The sequence below is a fragment of the Rubneribacter sp. genome (genome assembly GCF_965361815.1).
In genome coordinates this window covers 1-17,565 of the sequence record NZ_CBDTNW010000065.1, presented here as the reverse complement: position 1 = coordinate 17,565, position 17,565 = coordinate 1, and the positions used below count along the sequence as shown (strand labels likewise).

17 protein-coding genes are annotated in these 17,565 nt (G+C 56.6%); 4 read left to right on the top strand and 13 right to left on the bottom strand.

The window, feature by feature from the left end:
• Positions 1-25 precede the first annotated feature (25 nt).
• Entirely contained in the window at positions 26-844 is an 819-nt protein-coding gene (locus tag ACWKY3_RS04925; RefSeq protein WP_449315310.1) for a hypothetical protein, read from the top strand.
• 129 nt (positions 845-973) lie between these two features.
• On the opposite strand, the gene ACWKY3_RS04920 is transcribed toward ACWKY3_RS04925, so the two are convergent.
• Positions 974-3,157 carry a HelD family protein gene (locus ACWKY3_RS04920; protein ID WP_449315309.1) on the bottom strand — a complete coding sequence of 728 codons (2,184 nt, stop codon included), beginning with the start codon at positions 3,155-3,157 and terminating at the stop codon, positions 974-976.
• A gap of 146 nt (positions 3,158-3,303) precedes the next feature.
• On the opposite strand from ACWKY3_RS04920, the gene ACWKY3_RS04915 reads away from it, so the two are divergent.
• The gene (locus tag ACWKY3_RS04915; protein ID WP_449315308.1) at positions 3,304-4,050 is read left to right on the top strand and encodes a class I SAM-dependent methyltransferase; all 747 of its coding nucleotides are present in this window, start codon (positions 3,304-3,306) and stop codon (positions 4,048-4,050) included.
• Between the two features lie 72 nt (positions 4,051-4,122).
• Here ACWKY3_RS04915 and ACWKY3_RS04910 read toward each other — a convergent pair whose 3' ends face one another.
• On the bottom strand, positions 4,123-4,539 hold the full coding sequence (locus ACWKY3_RS04910; protein WP_449315307.1) for a YjdF family protein: 417 nt from the start codon (positions 4,537-4,539) through the stop codon (positions 4,123-4,125).
• A gap of 1,587 nt (positions 4,540-6,126) precedes the next feature.
• Between ACWKY3_RS04910 and ACWKY3_RS04905 the strand changes: the two genes are divergently transcribed.
• A complete protein-coding gene (locus ACWKY3_RS04905) occupies positions 6,127-6,378 on the top strand; it encodes a type II toxin-antitoxin system Phd/YefM family antitoxin (RefSeq protein WP_449315306.1) in 252 nt (83 codons plus the stop codon).
• Positions 6,372-6,677 (top strand): Txe/YoeB family addiction module toxin, encoded by a 306-nt coding sequence (locus ACWKY3_RS04900; RefSeq protein ID WP_449315305.1) that lies wholly within the window; start codon positions 6,372-6,374, stop codon positions 6,675-6,677. Before ACWKY3_RS04905 ends, ACWKY3_RS04900 begins: the two co-directional genes overlap by 7 nt.
• A 363-nt stretch (positions 6,678-7,040) precedes the next feature.
• On the opposite strand, the gene ACWKY3_RS04895 is transcribed toward ACWKY3_RS04900, so the two are convergent.
• From ACWKY3_RS04895 to ACWKY3_RS04845, 11 genes are all read right to left on the bottom strand, one after another.
• Positions 7,041-8,120: a PseG/SpsG family protein gene (locus ACWKY3_RS04895; RefSeq protein ID WP_449315304.1), complete on the bottom strand. Its 1,080-nt coding sequence runs from the start codon at positions 8,118-8,120 to the stop codon at positions 7,041-7,043.
• Complete coding sequence (locus ACWKY3_RS04890) at positions 8,113-8,688, bottom strand: formyltransferase family protein (RefSeq protein WP_449315303.1); 576 nt, start codon at positions 8,686-8,688, stop codon at positions 8,113-8,115. The genes ACWKY3_RS04895 and ACWKY3_RS04890 overlap by 8 nt, the downstream gene beginning before the upstream one ends.
• Entirely contained in the window at positions 8,612-9,160 is a 549-nt protein-coding gene (locus tag ACWKY3_RS04885) for a GNAT family N-acetyltransferase (protein WP_449315302.1), read from the bottom strand. Before ACWKY3_RS04885 ends, ACWKY3_RS04890 begins: the two co-directional genes overlap by 77 nt.
• The gene (gene pseI, locus ACWKY3_RS04880; protein WP_449315301.1) at positions 9,153-10,181 is read right to left on the bottom strand and encodes a pseudaminic acid synthase; all 1,029 of its coding nucleotides are present in this window, start codon (positions 10,179-10,181) and stop codon (positions 9,153-9,155) included. Before pseI ends, ACWKY3_RS04885 begins: the two co-directional genes overlap by 8 nt.
• Before the next feature lie 5 nt (positions 10,182-10,186).
• Positions 10,187-10,915, bottom strand: coding sequence for a pseudaminic acid cytidylyltransferase (gene pseF / locus ACWKY3_RS04875; protein ID WP_449315300.1), 729 nt, complete (start codon positions 10,913-10,915; stop codon positions 10,187-10,189).
• Positions 10,885-12,096, bottom strand: coding sequence for a UDP-4-amino-4,6-dideoxy-N-acetyl-beta-L-altrosamine transaminase (pseC, locus tag ACWKY3_RS04870; protein WP_449315299.1), 1,212 nt, complete (start codon positions 12,094-12,096; stop codon positions 10,885-10,887). Before pseC ends, pseF begins: the two co-directional genes overlap by 31 nt.
• A gap of 10 nt (positions 12,097-12,106) precedes the next feature.
• Positions 12,107-13,129: a UDP-N-acetylglucosamine 4,6-dehydratase (inverting) gene (pseB, locus tag ACWKY3_RS04865; protein ID WP_449315298.1), complete on the bottom strand. Its 1,023-nt coding sequence runs from the start codon at positions 13,127-13,129 to the stop codon at positions 12,107-12,109.
• A 133-nt stretch (positions 13,130-13,262) separates the two neighbouring features.
• Positions 13,263-14,705, bottom strand: a complete 1,443-nt coding sequence (locus ACWKY3_RS04860; protein ID WP_449315297.1) for a lipopolysaccharide biosynthesis protein — start codon at positions 14,703-14,705, stop codon at positions 13,263-13,265.
• Positions 14,706-14,717: 12 nt separating this feature from the next.
• Complete coding sequence (locus ACWKY3_RS04855; RefSeq protein WP_449315296.1) at positions 14,718-16,124, bottom strand: hypothetical protein; 1,407 nt, start codon at positions 16,122-16,124, stop codon at positions 14,718-14,720.
• Positions 16,117-17,349, bottom strand: coding sequence for a hypothetical protein (locus ACWKY3_RS04850; protein ID WP_449315295.1), 1,233 nt, complete (start codon positions 17,347-17,349; stop codon positions 16,117-16,119). Before ACWKY3_RS04850 ends, ACWKY3_RS04855 begins: the two co-directional genes overlap by 8 nt.
• A gap of 22 nt (positions 17,350-17,371) precedes the next feature.
• Positions 17,372-17,565 (bottom strand): hypothetical protein (locus tag ACWKY3_RS04845; protein WP_449315294.1); only part of this gene is annotated, 194 nt, incomplete at its 5' end.

Here is a 17,565-nt window from a genome sequence, read left to right as displayed (position 1 = left end):
GGAGCGCTTCGTCAAAGAGCGCTCCGTGCGCCTTTCGGGTGGCAGCGTGGGAGCCCTGGGCTTTTCGGCGGGATTGCAGTTCAGCCGCAACGCCGAGGAATCGAAGAGCTTCCACTACAAGCTCTCCCGCCTGTGCGAGCAGTTGGCGGAGCAGGGCAAGGGCGTCCTCGTGCTGGTTGACGAGATCCAGGGAAACGACCCGCAGATCAGACAGCTTGTGGCCGCCTATCAGGAGCTCGTTGGACAAGGAGCCAACATTGCCCTGGTCATGGCCGGGCTGCCCGCCGCCGTCGCGGCCACGCTGAACGACCACGTCCTGACGTTTCTGAACCGCGCGAACAAGGTGACGCTTGGACCTCTTGCCTTGCCGGACGTGGACGCGTTCTTCCTCCGCTCCTTCAAAAAGCTTGGCCTCGCCGTTTCCGCAGACATCAGAAAACGGGCGACTCGGGCAACCGAAGGATCCCCGTACCTGCTGCAATTGGTGGGGCACAGCATGGTCCTGTACGCGGAGGACGACGGCTCCGTGAGCGAGCAAACGGCGCAGGCCGCTCTGGAAAGCGCGCAGGAGAGCTTCGAGAACGACGTATGCGGCACCACGCTTGCCGCCCTTTCCGACAAAGACGTACTGTTCCTGACCGCCATGGCGCATGACGAGGCCGAAAGCCGCATGGCAGACGTGGCGGAGCGCATGGGGGTCACGGGCGACTACGCCCAGAAATACCGCAAGCGCCTCATCGACAGCGGCATCGTGGTTGCATCCAGGCGGGGGTCGGTTCGGTTCGCCGTTCCCTACCTGGCCGACCATCTGCGAAAGACCTGCGAGATCGCGCACGAGCTTTAAGCTGGCGATCTGCGCCGCGATCAGCATTCCGGCACACCGGTTGCCGCCCCGAGGCGCGCCTCGCGTTCAAGGCGACAACCGAGCCGGCGCAAAACAGGATGCGCGCCTCCGTGCGACAGCTGTCAGACGCTACGGAAGCAGAGGGGTCACAGGGCCGCGCGAGAGCATGGTGAGGCGGCGGGTGGCGCGCGAAGCGGTGGTGTAGAGCCGACGGCGCGACAGATCGTCTGCGGGAAAGACGCGCTCGCTTGCATCGGGCACGATGACGTGGTCGAACTCCAGCCCCTTCGCCAGCTTGAGCGACGTGAGCACCACGCCCTGCGCGGGCAGCGTGGCGTGCGCGTCCACCACCTCGGGAGCGTCCCTGCCCAGCCGCTTGCGCAGCAGCCTCACCGCATAGCCGTCGGGGGCGATCACCGCCGACAGACCGTCCTCTTCGGCGGCGGCGCGCACGGCACGGCGCAGTTCGGCCTCCCAACGCTCCTCATCGTTGCAGATCACGATGCTCGGCGGCTCGTCGTCGCGCTGGATGGACGAAACACGACCGCGCTCGTCGGCCGGGAGCAAGCCGGAGAACAGCGCTGTGATCTCGGGCGCGGAACGGTAGCTGGTCATGAGGCGGCACTCCGAGCACGCGCCACGCACCTGCACGAACAGCTTCCGCACCTCGGAAAACGAAGCTGTGCCCGGGTTGATGGCCTGGTTCTCGTCCCCCAGGAGCAGGAAACGCGCGCGGCGGAAATAGCGCGCCAGCACGGCCAATTGGGCCGTCGTGTAGTCCTGCACCTCGTCTATCATCACGTACTTCGCGTCCGGGTTGCCCAGCCCCGTGAGCGCCATCTTCACGTAGAGCCATTCCACCGGCAGCAGGTTCTCCGCGCCAAGCAGCCGCATGCCTATGCGGTCGATGCGCAGCCAGTCGTCGTTTTCCACGGCTTCGCGCGCCCCGGCGTAGCGCTCCGCGACGAACTGCTGGGCCCGTTGCCGCACGTCGTCCTCGTCGCTGGGGTCGAACGTCTCATGGAAGCGCGCCAGCTGCTCGTCGGGGGTCATGGCCGATAGCTCGTCGAGCACCGCGTCCGTCCCCGCGATCTGCTTGCATCGGGCGTCAAGTCGCTTGAGCAGCTCCTCGCGCATAAGCGTGATCAGGCGCGGGCCGACGGGAGTGCCCGCGAACTTGCCGGCCACCTGCGTGATCTGCGCCACGGAAAGCAGCCGGTCGCCGCCGGCGCGCACATCCTTGAAGTCGTGCTGTTCGAGCGCAAGCCCTTCGCACGCTTCGTCTATGCGATCCAGGCGGGCAAGCGGCACGTCGGCGGAGCCGCCCGTGCGGTCGAGGGGCATGAGGCGCTCCAGGAAATCGGCCCAGGTGAGGGTTTCGGGGTTGCGCTCGCCCAAGTCGGGCAGCACGCTCGCCACGTAGTGTTTGAACACGGAGTTCGGCGTGATGAGGAACACCTGGCTGGGATCCAAATCGTCGCGGCGCTGGTAGAACAGGTAGGCGATGCGCTGCATGAGCACGGAGGTCTTGCCGCTTCCCGCGATGCCGTTCACCAGCAGAGCCGGGACGTCTTCGTGACGTATGACCTGGTTCTGCTCTTTTTGGATGGTGGCGGTGATGTCGCGCATCCGTGCGCTGCGGCGCTTGGAGAGCGAGGCTAAAAGCAGGGAATCCTGGATGGCCACGCTGGTGTCGAAGTAAGCGTTCAGCACGTTGCGACGCACGTCGAACTGACGGCGCAGCTTGAGGTCCGCGTGGATGGTGCGTCCGTTGGCCCGATAGGACGTGGGGCCTAGGTCTTGGTTGTAGTACACCTCGGCCACCGGCGAGCGCCAGTCCACCACCAGGCGACGGCACGCGTCGTCCGAGACGCCGGCCACGCCAAGGTAGAGCTCTTTCGGCTCGTTGCCGGAGGAAAGCTGGAGGACGATCTTGGCGAAGTAGGGCTGCTCGAGCAGAAGGCCGATGCTGGCCAGCTTCTCGGCGTCCACGCTCTGGGAGATGTTGTACGCGTCGATCACGCGGTTGACCGCAGCGAAGTCGGCGTAGGTTTCCATGGCGTCGGCATAGCTGGCCAGGTTCACCGACAGCTCGTCGCACATGGCCAGCTTGTCGGCGGCGGCATCGCGGCTGTTCTGCTCCAGCTTGGCCGCCAGATCGCGCGCCATAGTCTGGAGCTTGGCGTAGACCTCGGCCAGGTGGCGCTGCTCGGCGGCGAACACGGGGTCGTCCGAGGCCTCAGGGGGCGCTTGCGGCGCGGATGCGGGCGTTGCCGGCCGGGATGTCGCGGGATGGATGCGCTCGTTCTCCAAAGATGCTCCTTTGCGTTGCTCGTCAGTCAAGACTCGGGAGATTATACGCCCCGCCCGCGCAAAAAAGGAGCCTGTTCGAGGCTGGTTCCTTTTCTGTATGATAAAGTTACAGCCCCCATTCGTTTTCGACCCATGGAGCATCGCCTGTGAGCATAGACACCGCGACCGGAAAAGAGGCGCCCGCCGACGTTTCGACCGAGCGCGTGAAGGACATCTTCTCGCGCATCGCCAAGAAGTACGAGCGCTTCAACGCCGTGTCGAGCTTCGGCGCGTACCGGCAATGGCTCGCCGGCATGATGCGCCAAGCGCCCATCGGCGCGGACGCGGACGTGCTGGACATCGCCGGCGGCACGGGCGACGTGACGTTTTCCGTGGCGCGTGCGAAACGGCCCGCCCACATCCAGTGCACCGACCTCGTGCCAGAGATGCTCGAGGTGGCGCGCACCCACTACGCCGACGGCGCGGCAGAGGGCGTTTCGGTTGACTTCGAGGTGGTGGACGCGCAGGACATCCCCTATCCCGACGCCAGCTACGACGCGGTGACCATGGCCTACGGCATTCGCAACATGCCCGACCGGCCGCGCGCGCTGTCCGAGATGCTGCGCGTGCTAAAGCCGGGAGGCGCGCTCGTGTGCCTGGAGTTCTCCACGCCGCCGAACCGCGTGTGGCGGGCGCTTTACAGCTTCTACCTCAAGCACCTCATCCCGTTTTGGGGCGGCCTCATCACCGGCGACCGCGAGGGGTTCGTGTACCTGGCGCGCTCCATCAAGGCGTTCCCCAATCAGCAAGGTTTGGCCGACCTGATGCGCAGCGTTGGGTTTGAGGACGTGACCTGGAAGAACTACACCGGGGGCATCGCCGCTGTGCATGTGGCGAAAAAGCCGGAGGCGTAAGGGGGCCAGCCGCTCCCCAATGTGCCGAAAACGCGCCGAGGGGAGTGCCGAGGGGCGCGGGACCTTTGGCGCCTAGTGGCCGCGATGCTTCTGCTTGCGTTTCGCGGCTTTTTTGGCGAACCGTTCTTGCCGGCAATCCTCCTTGCGCCGACGACGCGCGATAGCGCTCTTTTCTTTCGCAAGTTCGCGCTGTTCGGCAAGCGCTTGCTGGGCCTTTGTGCCCTTGCGGGAATTTTCTTGCAGCTCTTTTTCGATCATGCGTCGCAACCGCTTCGGGTTCACTCGTTTGGACTGCCCAACGTCAACCTGCACATCATGCGTGAACCGGAGATCGTTCCAATGATCGCAGATAAAACGGAATACTTCGGGAGTGGTAGGCTCCGTCCCAAAGACATGCCGAGCCACACCGTAGGCACCGCTATCCTCCACTTCGATAAGACCAACCCAGAACGGCTCCTCGAAGCAAACGGTGAGTTTGCACAGGCTCATCGCATCCTCCTTTATGTGCTTTCCGCCATGAAGGAGGGACAACCAAGGAGGCAGGTTACTGACAGCGCGCCAAACCGCGCCGCACCCCGACTACCCAACGGGGTCGTGTTTTTACCTTCGGAGAGAGGATACCACAGCGCGGCCACGGATTGACCATGGCGGAAGACGCCACTCACAAGAGTCCGGCGAAGGCGCTGCGTCACTTTGGAGGTGCTGCACCACTTTAAAGACGCCGCACCCACTTTGGAGGCGCTGCACCATCTTGAAGACGCCGCACCCACTTTGAAAGCGCCGCACCACCTTCTGAGTCGTTTTCGCCCTCCGTCCGTTGGCAGATGCGCGAAAATTTTCCTGAGTTGGTCAAAATTCCTAGAAATCGGGGGATTGGATCCCGCTCAAAGACCAGTTTGGTTGAAACGAGAACTTGTGACCTGGCCTTTCTTCAATCTCTTCGCCGACTCGCTTGTTTTGCGCCTCGAAAATCCCCCGACTTCCCCAACTTTTGACCAACTCAGGAAAATTTCGCGCATTCAGACAACAGAGACGCGTGTTAGAGATGCAGCTGTGCGCTAAAAGACGGAACGACATGGAGAAGCGGCGAGGATTTTCGGAACGCGTGGAACCTTTTGGCCCCGAACGCCCACACAATGGAGATTATGCTCTAGAGAAGCACCGGGGCCGGGGTCCCACGATAATCACGGGGATCCCGGCCCCGACTTCCGCGTCCTCCGCAGGAGTGGCGTTGACTTGATTGCACCCGGAGAGCACCAAACCAGCAGCGGGCACATTGTGGATTTTTCGAACACTGGATCTGGGCATGCAAGCTTTCGGTCAGCTCTTCGAAGAACCTTGCTCGAGGGGCCTCAATGCGCACGCCTCGGCAATGCCGGGAACTGACCCTGCTTTCCTTCGCCACTATCGCGATGTGGACGGACTGGAGACCGATATCATCATCGAATTACGCGACGGGCAATGGGGGCCATCGAGATCAAACTGAGCGGCGCGAAGACAGCGCGGCTCTCTCTAAAAAAGTTGGGGGATTTCTTCCATTTCAGCCATTTAGGCCGCTTCCCCCATGTTTTCGGCAATTTGGCAAACACGCTCTCCCTCTGATCAGAAAGTTGGGTGACGCGAGGGGTGATACTTGCCTCATCCGGCGTGTGACCTGTCCTTGATGCTAAGGCGGCGGGTATGCCCACACGCCGGGATAAAGGCAGGTTGGAAGGAGAGACGACGCCTCCCCTTCCAACCCTATGGCGACCCGTCGTCTTAGCAGATTGGAGCAATGCCATGGAAGACGGGATGACGCCAAGTAGGCGGATGCTGTCTGTGCAGGAGCGAAGCCTTATAAGACGAGCGCTTAGACCCGAGAGGGTAAGCGAAGAGGACTTCGAAGCGCTTCTGTGCTTGTTCGAGGAGTGCGCTCTTACAACTTGCGAAAAGGACTTCAGTTCCCCATACAAAGCCGCGGGGCACAAGCCAGCGCCCGGCTGTCCTGGGATTATGAATTATCGATTTTCATTTGACGAACGCTTTTACGTACGCTAGCATCAGTAATGCCAGTGAGATGAAAAGGAAACCACCACCATGACTGCCATCAGTGCAACCGCCCTACGGAAAGACTTGTACAACATCATTGCTACAGTCAATGCAGACTGTAAACCTGTTGTCATCACCAACAACCGTGGTAAAAGCGCTGTGCTTGTGGGGGAAGATGAGTGGGCAGCTATTGAGGAGACTTTGCACCTCATGAGCATTCCTGGTTTCGCAGAAACACTGGCTGAAGGACATGCCGAAGCTCTTGATGAGTGTGTCCTTGAATCTGATCTGGAGTGGTAGATGTGTGGCTTATTGTATTCACCAAACGTGCTGCCAAAGATGCGAAGTTACTTAAATCCGCAGGCCTTGATGGAAAAGCCAAAGCCCTTTTAGATGCGATACGACAGGATCCTTTCAACACACCACCTGCCTACGAAGCTCTTGTAGGCAGTTTGCAAGGCATGTATTCCCGACGCATCAACATCCAGCATCGACTTGTTTATGAAGTGATTCCTGGACCTGTCGTTAAAGATAGCACGGAATACGCGGGAACGGTGAAGGTCCTCAGAATGTGGACACACTACGACAGGGTTCGATGAGAGTTGATCTCCACAGGCCGTGAAGGCTAAGCCCCACATTCTCATCAGCGACTTGGCTAATATTTTGACTAGAACCGTCCTGGGACAGGAGTTGTCACCCCGTAAGAGTTTTGTTAAGCCGCGCAAAGTCGAGTAGCGCACGGAAGCCTATGCAGACAATGCGTGGTAGATTGATTGAGTTGCGTCCTGCTTGTCGCGCCTGGAATGAAATTGGAACTCATGCTACATGGTAGTCACGCCGGGTGTATGCGACAGCAAGCAGCACCTTTGTAGAGTTTTACGCTTTTGTGGGGGAACAATCTACCAGATCGGCTCCCTCGAATGCGAATGAGGCCTTTCGGATTTCCGCGTGACGCACGCAAGTCAATCGACTTTCCTTCCAATAGGCGCACATCCAAGCAAATAATTTGCAATACGGGAAGCTCCCTGGCCATCAACCAATTTTCTACCCATATGAGGCATATGCGCAAAGTCAGGCTCGGCAAGGAGAGCAGAAAGACGATCGGCAACATCTTTCGACCCCCAAGACAAAGTGGTCAGCGCACGCCCCGCGCCACTGCAACCATACCCGACAGCATTTGGTATTTGATTTTCAACAATCGGACAAGCAAGCGTAGGTACACCAGCGCATGCAAGCTCGTACAGCGTCGAACCTGCTGCTGACACCGCAAGGTCTGCCCGCTGCATAAGCGGGGCCAAATCGCGCACACCCTTGCGTATGTGCACCTGGTCGATGCTCAATCCTGGCAGATCAAAATCAGCAAGCGGCCCTTGCACAACATCAATGCAAGCATCGGGCAGCACTGCCAGAACCCCCTCAACCATTCGCTCGAGCGCCTGATATGGATTGGTCGATCCAGCAGTCACTAAAACACGCTGAAACGCCCCTGTTCGATTTCGGGCTATGACCTTAAACGACGGTCTTACAGGAGCAAAAGACGGCCCTATGAGAAGATCAACCGATGACTCATACACCGCACGATAAACTTCCCTAGAAGCACCGAACCCATAATTAACCACCGCATCAACATCAAGTTTTAGCGGGTAGTTCTGTCTGCCCGTATCGAATGCATACAGATCATCAATATAAGCAACGCGTATTGCCTCGTCCAGCCGTTCTCTCAACTGCTCGAAAAATTGGAGAGTTGCCGCATAGGTATCCACCAGTAGCGCTACCGCGTCGCGCTCGTGACAAAAACGTGCGAGCGCTATTGCATCCTCATCACCTAGCTCGCTCCACGCGCCGCCGAGCACATGCACCATACCCCCTCGTGCCTCAACAAACTCAGCCGACTCGTCATCTGACACGGCGAACACAACTTCTGCCCCGAGCGCCTCCATCTCGGCGACGACGGACAGGCACCGCATTGCATGACCCGATCCAATCTTTGAGTTGGCATCAAGTCGAACAACTATGCTTCTTGCGGCGCATCGGCTACTCAAGACCGTACCGCTCCTTCCACACGTCAATCCTGTCCGACCATGCAAAGGGATACTTCTCGCGTAGCGCTTGCATCTCGGCAACCGTATGATAGCTTCCTTCGCCTTTTTGCGGATACGGCAAACAAATCCCGTCTCTCAAGTCTTTCCAATTTACTTTAACCAGATCAATTGCCGTTGCAATAAGTTTTGCATATGACGAAGAAAATGTCTCGATGTCACTCATGTGGACTTCCCGCTGCAGCAGAATGCGTCCTTGGTCCAACTTTTCAGTCAGTTCATGCACCGAAACACCTTTAGGCGTATTGTCATAAAAACTGAAGAAATTCGGGCTTGCGCCCCGGTTCCATGGCAAGAGCGAACAGTGGACATTGATTATTCTTCCTCGGACTGCGTCGATAACATCTCGTCGCACAATATGACGATAGTTAAAGCTCAGCACTAACGCAGGATCAGCCTCCTCTACGGTCTCAACATCCAGCGGGTCCGAAATCTCAATGACCCGCTCCCCGACCTGCTTCAGCCAGGCCACCAAAGGCTCGGTGTTGTCGTTGTTCGAGAGGAAAATCACCGGACGCCTCGAAGGTGAAGATACGCTCTGACTCAACGTACCCCCCCCCTATGACAACACGGGCCGACGCCTCGTTTTCCGGGCGAACCCGAGCGACAACGCGCTTCACGCCAAGCTCACGCAGTGCAACGTCCGTCAGCAGACGAACCGCTTCGGTCGCATATCCCTTGCCCCGCTCGGCCTTCTCTCCGATCATATACGACACTTCGCACGAATCATCGGTGATGGACGAGAGACCTGCGGTGCCAATCGGCTGCCCGTCCTCGTTGAAAATCATGAAGTCGTAGCGGGCGTCATCGACGAGATAGCGCTCGAACCAGGTCAGATGCTCCTCCATCGTAATGGGGCGTGCATCGAAGAAAGTACGGTAGTTGTCCGGATCGCTGCGCCAATGGACGATTTTCGCAGCATCTTCGCGCCTGATGCCTCGCAAAAGCAAACGGGCGGATCGGTACGAAACGTCTTTATTCATCGTCGCCCCTATACATGATCGGATCGCCAAATCCATACGCGCGGTCGGCGACGGCCCCAAGAACGTCATTGTAGTGCTTCGGTTTTGCCCCATATCCCGGGCGCACGATGCGAATGTTATCTTTGGTGAAAACCTCTCCCTTAGCGATATCTTTGCAAGCGAAAATCGAGCGCCGGAATACCGTGCTATCCTTTTCATCACCCGACGGTCCGAAGGAAGGCGAACCTAGGGCAGATGCGGCATCGCCCACGGCCTCCACCATGGCGGCGAACTCAGCGGGTTCCATGGAGAAAGCGGAGTCCACTGTCTCCATCTCACGGGAGAGGCAGAAGTGCTTCTCTATCACGCGAGCACCGAGCGTCACCGCCGCCACGTCGGCGGTGTGCCCCATCGAGTGGTCAGAGAACCCGACGCGACACCCGAATATTTCAGCCATCCTCGGAATGCTTGCGAGGTTCATGTCAGAAAAGTTCGCTGGATACTCGCTGCAGCAACGCAGGAGCGTGATGTCATCGCATCCGCCCCGACGCGCAGCAGCCATCGCTTCCGCTATCTCTTCTTCCGTTCCCATGCCGGTAGAAACGATGAGCGGCTTTCCTTTAGAGGCGGCGTATTCGATGAGCGGAGTATCTACCAACTCAAACGATGCTATCTTGAACGCGCCGATACCCAAATCGCAGAGGAAATCTACCGCCGTCTCGTCGAAGGGGGTGGAGAGAAAGTCCATCCCGAGTTCCTCGCAGCACCTCATGACAGGCTTGTGCCACTCCCACGGAAACGACCCCTCACTATAAAGATCGTACAGGGTGCGCCCATCCCACAACCCACCCTTCACCCGGAACCACTCGTTATCGCAGTCGAGCGTGAGTGTGTCGGCAGTGTAGGTCTGAACCTTGAGGCAGTCCGCCCCCGACTTTGCGGCCGCCTCGACAATCTCAAGGGCCGTCTCTAGACTGCCTCCGTGGTTGGCGCTCATCTCGGCGATACAGTACACACCGCCGCTCGCCAACTTCTCCGACATTCGCTTCATTCGTTCAAACCTTTCAGATTTCTGAACTTATCCTCAGCTATCTTCCAATCCTGCAGAGTATCGATATCTTGCACTTCGGCATCTGGAAGAACAAGCAATCGCGATACTCCGCATACAAGAGCATGCTCGCGTCGAAACGCTTCAGTGCGAGCCAGATAAAGCTGTCCTGCGTCATGGTAGAGAGGTTCGAGGTCTTGACTGCGCGTTAGTGCATGTTTGGGCATCCACCATGCAACCTGACCGTCCTCCACGCGAAACGCCCGCTGAGGCGGGAAAGAAAACCGAACTGCCGAAATAACAGAATCAACACCCGTATCAAGCAAAGCGAACGCCTCGACAATACGGGCTGGTGTCACAAACGGAGCTGTGGCGTACAGGCAACAAAGCGCATCGAACGAACGCCCACGCGCCTTGTACTCAGTAAGCACTTCTTCTAGGACATCGGCTGTCGTTGCAAAGTCGTCGCTCGTCTTCGCGCTGCGCATGAACGGCACGCTCGCGCCGTGCGCTCGCGCGACCTCGGCAATCTCCTCGTCGTCGGTGGACACCATCACCTCGTCGAACAGTTTGCTTTCCATCGCTGCCTCGATGGAGTAGGCGATGATGGGCTTACCGCAGAAATCGCGCACGTTCTTGCGTGGGATGCGCTTGGACCCGCCACGTGCCGGAATCACGCACAAGGCCCGGCTCTTTCTCACAGTGCTGCCTCTTTTCTTGTGCGACATGCCTTCACCACCTTGCGCACCGCACGCACCACATCCTCCGCGTCGCTGTCGGACATGCGGCAGTGAAGCGGCAAGGTGACCGCCTCCTCGTAGTAGCGGTTCGCCTCCGGGCAGCAGGCCGGGTCGTAGCCGAGGTCGGCGTAGTAGGGCAGCCGGTACACCGGGAGGTAGTGGACGTTCACGCCGATGCCCTCCGCCCGCAGCGCGTCGTAGACGAAGCGCCGCGTTGTGCCCAAAGCCTCTAGGTCAAAGCGCAGGCAGTACAAGTGCCGCGTCGTCTCCTCCGGAGACTCGTCCTTTTGAAACGACACTTCGGGAATGCCCGCGAACTCCTTGTTGTAGTGCGCCACGATCTCCTGACGTCGGCGGGTGAACTCGGGGAGCCGCGCCATCTGGGACGCGCCGAGCGCCGCCTCGATGTCGCTGATGCGGTAGTTGTATCCCAATTCGAGCTGCTCGTAGTGCCAGCCGCCCTCGTCGGACTCGCGCATGAGAGAGCGGTCCCGCGTGATGCCGTGCTTGGCGAACAGCGCGACGCGCGCCGCCAGCCCGGGGTCGTTCGTGCAGACCGCGCCCCCTTCGCCCGTCGTGACCGTTTTGACCGGATGGAAGCTGAAGCAGGTGAGGTCCGCAATGGAGCCGACGGGCCGCCCCGCGCGCGACGTGCCGACGGCGTGGGCGGCGTCCTCTATGAACGCAAGCCCGAACTCATCGCATACGGCGCGGATCGCATCATGATCGACGGGCACGCCGCCGAAATCCACCGCCACGACCGCCTTGGTGCGCCCGGTCACCTTCTCGCGGATGGATTCCGGAGACACGTTCCACGTGAGCGGATCGATGTCGGCGAACACCGGAGTGCCGCCACAATAGAGCACGCAGTTGGCCGACGCGGCGAAGGTGACGGGACTGACCACGACCTCGTCCCCGGGACCGACGCCCGCGGCGAGGCAGGCCACGTGCAGCGCCGCCGTCCCGTTGGCGACCGCCGTGACGTAGCCGGCCCCCACGGCGTCCTTGATGGCGCTCTCGAACCTCTCGGTGGCGGGACCGCAGGTGAGGAAGTCGCTGCGAAGCGTGTCAACGACCGCCTGGATGTCGCCTTCGCTCACGTCTTGGCGCCCGTACCCCAGAACACCGTCGCGGACCGGAGTTCCCCCGTCTATCGCAAGCCTCTCCACGCCCGACCTCCTAGTACTTGATCTCCATGCCCGACACCAGATCGCGCAGCTGCTCGACGGAGAGCCACTCGGCGTTCGTGCCCGAGTCGTAGACGAACCCGGGCTCCACCTTCCTGCCGCCCGGGGCCACCGCCTTCCCGAGGTCGCACCACTCCATGTGGGGGTAGACGACGTAGTGGCCCTCGTACTCGTAGGTGGTGAGGCTGTCGGCGGCGGGCACCATGCACTCGTGCAGCTTCTCGCCCTCGCGGATGCCCACCTCCACCTGCCTGGCGCCGGGCGCCATGGCGGTCGCCAAATCGGTCACCTTGAACGAGGGGATCTTGGAGATGAACGTCTCGCCGCCCTTGGCCTCGGCGAGCGCCTTGACGACGAGCTGCACGCCCTCGCCGAGCGAGATCCAGAAGCGCGTCATGCGCATGTCCGTGATGGGCAGCTCGGTCGCGCCGCCCTCGATGAGCTTGTGGAAGAACGGGATGACCGAGCCGCGCGAGCCGGCCACGTTGCCGTAGCGCACCACCGAGAACGTGGTGCCCGACGCGCCGCGGTAGGCGTTGGCCGCCACGAACAGCTTGTCGGAGACGAGCTTGGTGCCGCCGTAGAGGTTCACCGGGTTGACGGCCTTGTCGGTGGACAGCGCCACCACGCGCTCCACCCCCGTGTCGAGCGCCGCGTTGATGACGCTCACGGCCCCGTCGATGTTGGTCCTGATGGCCTCGATGGGGTTGTACTCGCAGGCGGGCACCTGCTTGAGGGCGGCGGCGTGCACGACGTAGTCCACCCCGTCGCACGCGCGCCTCAGCCGCGCCTCGTCGCGCACGTCGCCGATGAAGAAGCGCAGGCGCGAGGCGTAGTCCCTCCCCGCCTCGCGGCCCAGCTCCTCGAAGCGGTTGCGCATCACGAACTGCTTGTACTCGTCGCGCGAGTACACGATGACCTTTTTCGGTTCGTGGCTCTCCAGCACGTAGCGGACGAACTCGTTCCCGAACGAGCCGGTGCCGCCGGTCACGAGCACGGTCTTGCCATCAAGCATGGTCTCTCCTTCTCTCTATGGGGTTTTCAAAGTGCGGACAACAAGCATCTCGTGATATCAACCTCGCCAGAGTAATCTACTCACCACGCTACATTCCAATAGATACCCGGCTAGCGATAAACCGAACTTTTCCTTATGCCCTCTTACGAAAAGTCAACTTTTTGGCCATGTGCACAAAATCGGCCGCCCCTGCAAGGCGAAACAACCTTGCTCCACCTGCGTACACCAGCAAGAACACCACCACCTGAATAACAATCGAAACAATGCTATTCAGACCGGCGAGAAGCACAAACCAAGCAGCAGCGGCGGCAACAGCCGAAAGGGTGTACACTGGCGCTAAGTCAAGCAATTGTTGAGATCGAGCATAGCCGATCATTCGCGCCGCAGGATGCAGATCTATCAACAGCACAGACAATAGCCCAACGACCATAGTTGCAAACGACACAGCATAAATGTCTCGCGAAATCATTGATGTTACCGTGATTGCCACACCACCGACAACCACTTTCACCACCTGAAGCTTCAGATATAGCCCACTATTACCAAGAGCCATATATGCCCGCAAGTTCACTACCTGCAAAAGAGTCAGACTCCCCGAAACACAGAGCATCTGAAATACAGGAACACATGGTAGCCACACATCCCCCAAAAGCAGATCTACGGCCGGGTCGGCTGCCGCCGCAAAGAACAAAGCAAAAGGAACCGTCACAAACGACCCAGATACAAGCGAGCGTTTGACAGCAGCGACAAATACATCTCTACTATCTTTGATCGAAGAAAACGCGGGGAAAAACACGTTTTGCAACGCGTTAGTGGCTACACCTATCACAGCATTGGGCCATTTCCTACCCTGACTGTAATATCCAAGATCGGAGGCCGGACATGTTTTACCAATTACTAATTCGGAAACCCCCGAATACAACACATTAAGAATTCCAGTCGCACATACTTTCCAGCCATAGGAAAAAAGCTCTCTTGCCACATGAGGATCAAACGAAAAAGAGGGTTTCCAAGGCACAACTACTAGCATGACCGCGCAAGCGCAAGCTCCTTGCGTAACCGTTTGCACGACAAGCGCCCATGTACCCCACCCTGATAGAGCCGCCAAAATACCAAAGATTCCCGACATTAACATAGCAATCAGGTTCACTTGAAACAGCCCTTTGAAATTCATGGATCGCTGTAAGTAGGAACGCTGAATAGAGTTAATGGAATTCAACACTACAACTGAGGAGAGAACGCGCAGCAGACTTTCTAAATCAGGCATATTGTAGAATACGGCACATATCGGGGCAAGGAAAAACAAAGCGACATAAAGCACGATAGCGATGATGAGACTCAACCAAAACCCCGTGGAATAGTCCATGTCGGTAGAATCTGTACGCTGTATGAGCGCTATTCCCAAACCACTCTGAGCCATAGCGTCTGCAACGTTGACTATCACAAGCAGGATAGCAAGCACCCCAAACGTCTCAGGCGCAAGCAATCGAGCAAGGCCAATCTGAACGGCAAACCCAACAACTTTGGAGCCGCCTTGTTCGAGAAACGACCAGAGAAGTGATTTGGCAACAGACAAAGTTATCTATGCCTAACTCAGCACCTCATCAACAAATGAAACGAACTTCTTCCGCCAGTCAGACTCCCATACTCCATTCGACCCAAATGACACCTTAGTTGATCCTCTCAGTATTCTTTGTATATCGCTAATATCCTTAACCCAAGGGAATGGCGAATTTGCCAAGTTTTCACGCGTCAAGTCATCATCTCGCACCGCCACCCTCTCCGCTATTCCAACTGCCTCAAAAAGGACCGTGGAATACGACCCCACCACCAAAACACACCTGGTAAATGTCTCGTACAAATTTCCCGAATCTATCTCAACTGATGCATATTTGCTAGACAGAGCAGCCGTTTCGACCCGTTCAAGAGGATGGGGGCGAAATATCACTCGATATTCCGGAAATACGCCCGCCAGGCTATTAGTAAAATCAAGGACGTTTTCGGTCCCATACGCACAACCCATGACTGCTATGGTGTCCCTTGTTTTTTTCTCGAGAGAGGACAGACGCGCCTCTCGGTATGGGTTCCCAATGCATATACCCTGACTGGGCATATGTGTTTGCGCTTGCCACCACGATCCGTAAAATAGCCAATAATTTGGTTTACCGCGGGCAAATAAACTATCTTTTGAGATCCGCGGAGATGGAGAACAGATAACATTCCTCGAAGAAAAGGCGCCGTGCTGCATTTCAGCAACAACTACGCCACGCTTTCTCAAGGCAGAGACAAAACCCCAGTTCTCAGAATAAATTCCACCTATCATTAAAACAAGGCGCGTTTCGCTCCCCATTAATCGAGTGAAGTAGTTCAATCTATATTGCGAAGCTAGATACCTAGCATAAGCTACTCGACAAGATCTTTTTATCTTTTCAGCATCAATTTTGTCCCCATATTCACACATGAGCCAATCAACAACATGAACGATCATATTTTTATATGAATTCGGTATTTCTCCCAAACGGGAGCGACTCTCCGACTTTCCAAAGCACACAATATCCAATAAACCTACCCCTATCACATTGCGATACAAGCGATCAGAAGGCAATTGCCAATCCGAAGAAGCGCGCTCCAGCACAAGAGAAGACAAGGGAAGAGCGCTGGCAAAGTAATCCACGTACATATTGACAGCTTTACCTGAGGGTATGTCTTCCTCATACCTTGCAGGAACAAAGAATGCGACTTTCGAATCATGCGTAGTGTGCATTTGACGACAAAGTGTGGGCGCCGTTTGTAAACAATACCGGATTGCTTTGAAATCAAAAGAGCGAGATGATCGCACAGGGGCCGATAAACTAAGAAGTTGCTGATGAACTTCTTGCAAAATCGAATCACGGACAAAATACCACCAAGGAATCCCATCTTCATTCACAAAGCTAAGGAGATCCCCATCGAATTCCTCTATAAATCTTGCATCGTTACGATGTATTTCAAACACGACGCAACAGACCTCCTGTCTTAGAATGAGGCTTTGGCAAAACAACACTCTCATCAAAAAATGCCGATATACAGAGTAAATAAATCACGAAATCAAGATTTGAGAAGAAGCATATCGAATCCGTTACTATCCTCAAAGGAAATGACAGGACTATGAGCAGCATCCCGATCTTCCCCTCCGAAATCCTGAGCATGCCCTTGCAAAGAAGTATCACTACCAATAAAAATCCGAATAGGCCCGTATACGAATGGAGCAAAATATATGAATTGTGCGGATGTTTCAAAAAATCAATAGACGGGAGTTGAGACAAATCAACCCCAAATATGATGTTCAGAGGATTGCTCAATTCATGGAAATACTGCTCTGCTATAGAACTCCTGCCGTCAGAATCAAGACCTCCTGTTAAAAAATTCTGATAGATTGCTGTATCCTGGAAAATGTTTATATTTTGTACCAGAATTATAGCGGCCACAATAATGCTCAATACGAACACAATCCTTTTCAAGGAGAGCAGCCTGCCATTTTTAAAGTTCAGAACCACACCTATCAGCAGCATCGCTGAAAAAAGAACCCCGGATCTTCCACCTACCAACAAACATAAAAACAGAGTGAGAATCGCAGGGGCCAAATAGATGATTAGGGGCATGCGTTTGTTTTCGCGCGCAATTCCAATATAGATGAATTGAAGAAGCCATAAAAGCTCTGCAGACAAAGCGTTCGAATTTGTTTCGCTAAAAAGTTCACCTCTGATTACACTTTGCGGCACCGATAGAGCATACGCGCTAAGAAAAAGAACCAAAGCAACGTACCCCCACCATAACAACCAAGTAAAAGAAAACCACCGTGCAATCTGACAAGCAAATATCACGCCTAAAGCAATAAAACCGAATTGGGCAATTGTTTCTTCAAACCCCGTCCGTTGCTGATAAAGAATAGAGCAGCCAGCACATATCATTAAAGCAAGAGCAATCAGTAACACTTTTTGAAAATCGCGTCTTTCCGCAAATATATGCACGTTTTTCGTTATAAGAAAATTGGCCACTATGCTGGCAATCAATAATGGATATACAATGTATCTCTGGGATCCTAGTACAATGTGACCTACAAAATATCCACAACACATGAGAAGAAGTTCTGCCGAAATGACTTTCCTCATTTTTTGGCGTGCGGCTTCCTCAGCATCGCAAGTATCCATCTTGATCGCTGCAGGCAAAACATCGTCCATAATCAAAAAATCTTTCGTCTTACTAGCCAAGACGCTTCAACTCCACATGTCCTGTCCAACCAAAGTGTGGCTTGAAAGCAAGGGTGCTTGCGGGTTCCACATCCACTACACGTCCACTCCACTTCGAATATGCTCCTGCAATGCAGACATCATCCGAAGTGAAGCTCGCAAGCGGCCAGCGCATGCTGTCAAAAGCGTGGGATATGGTCGGCACAC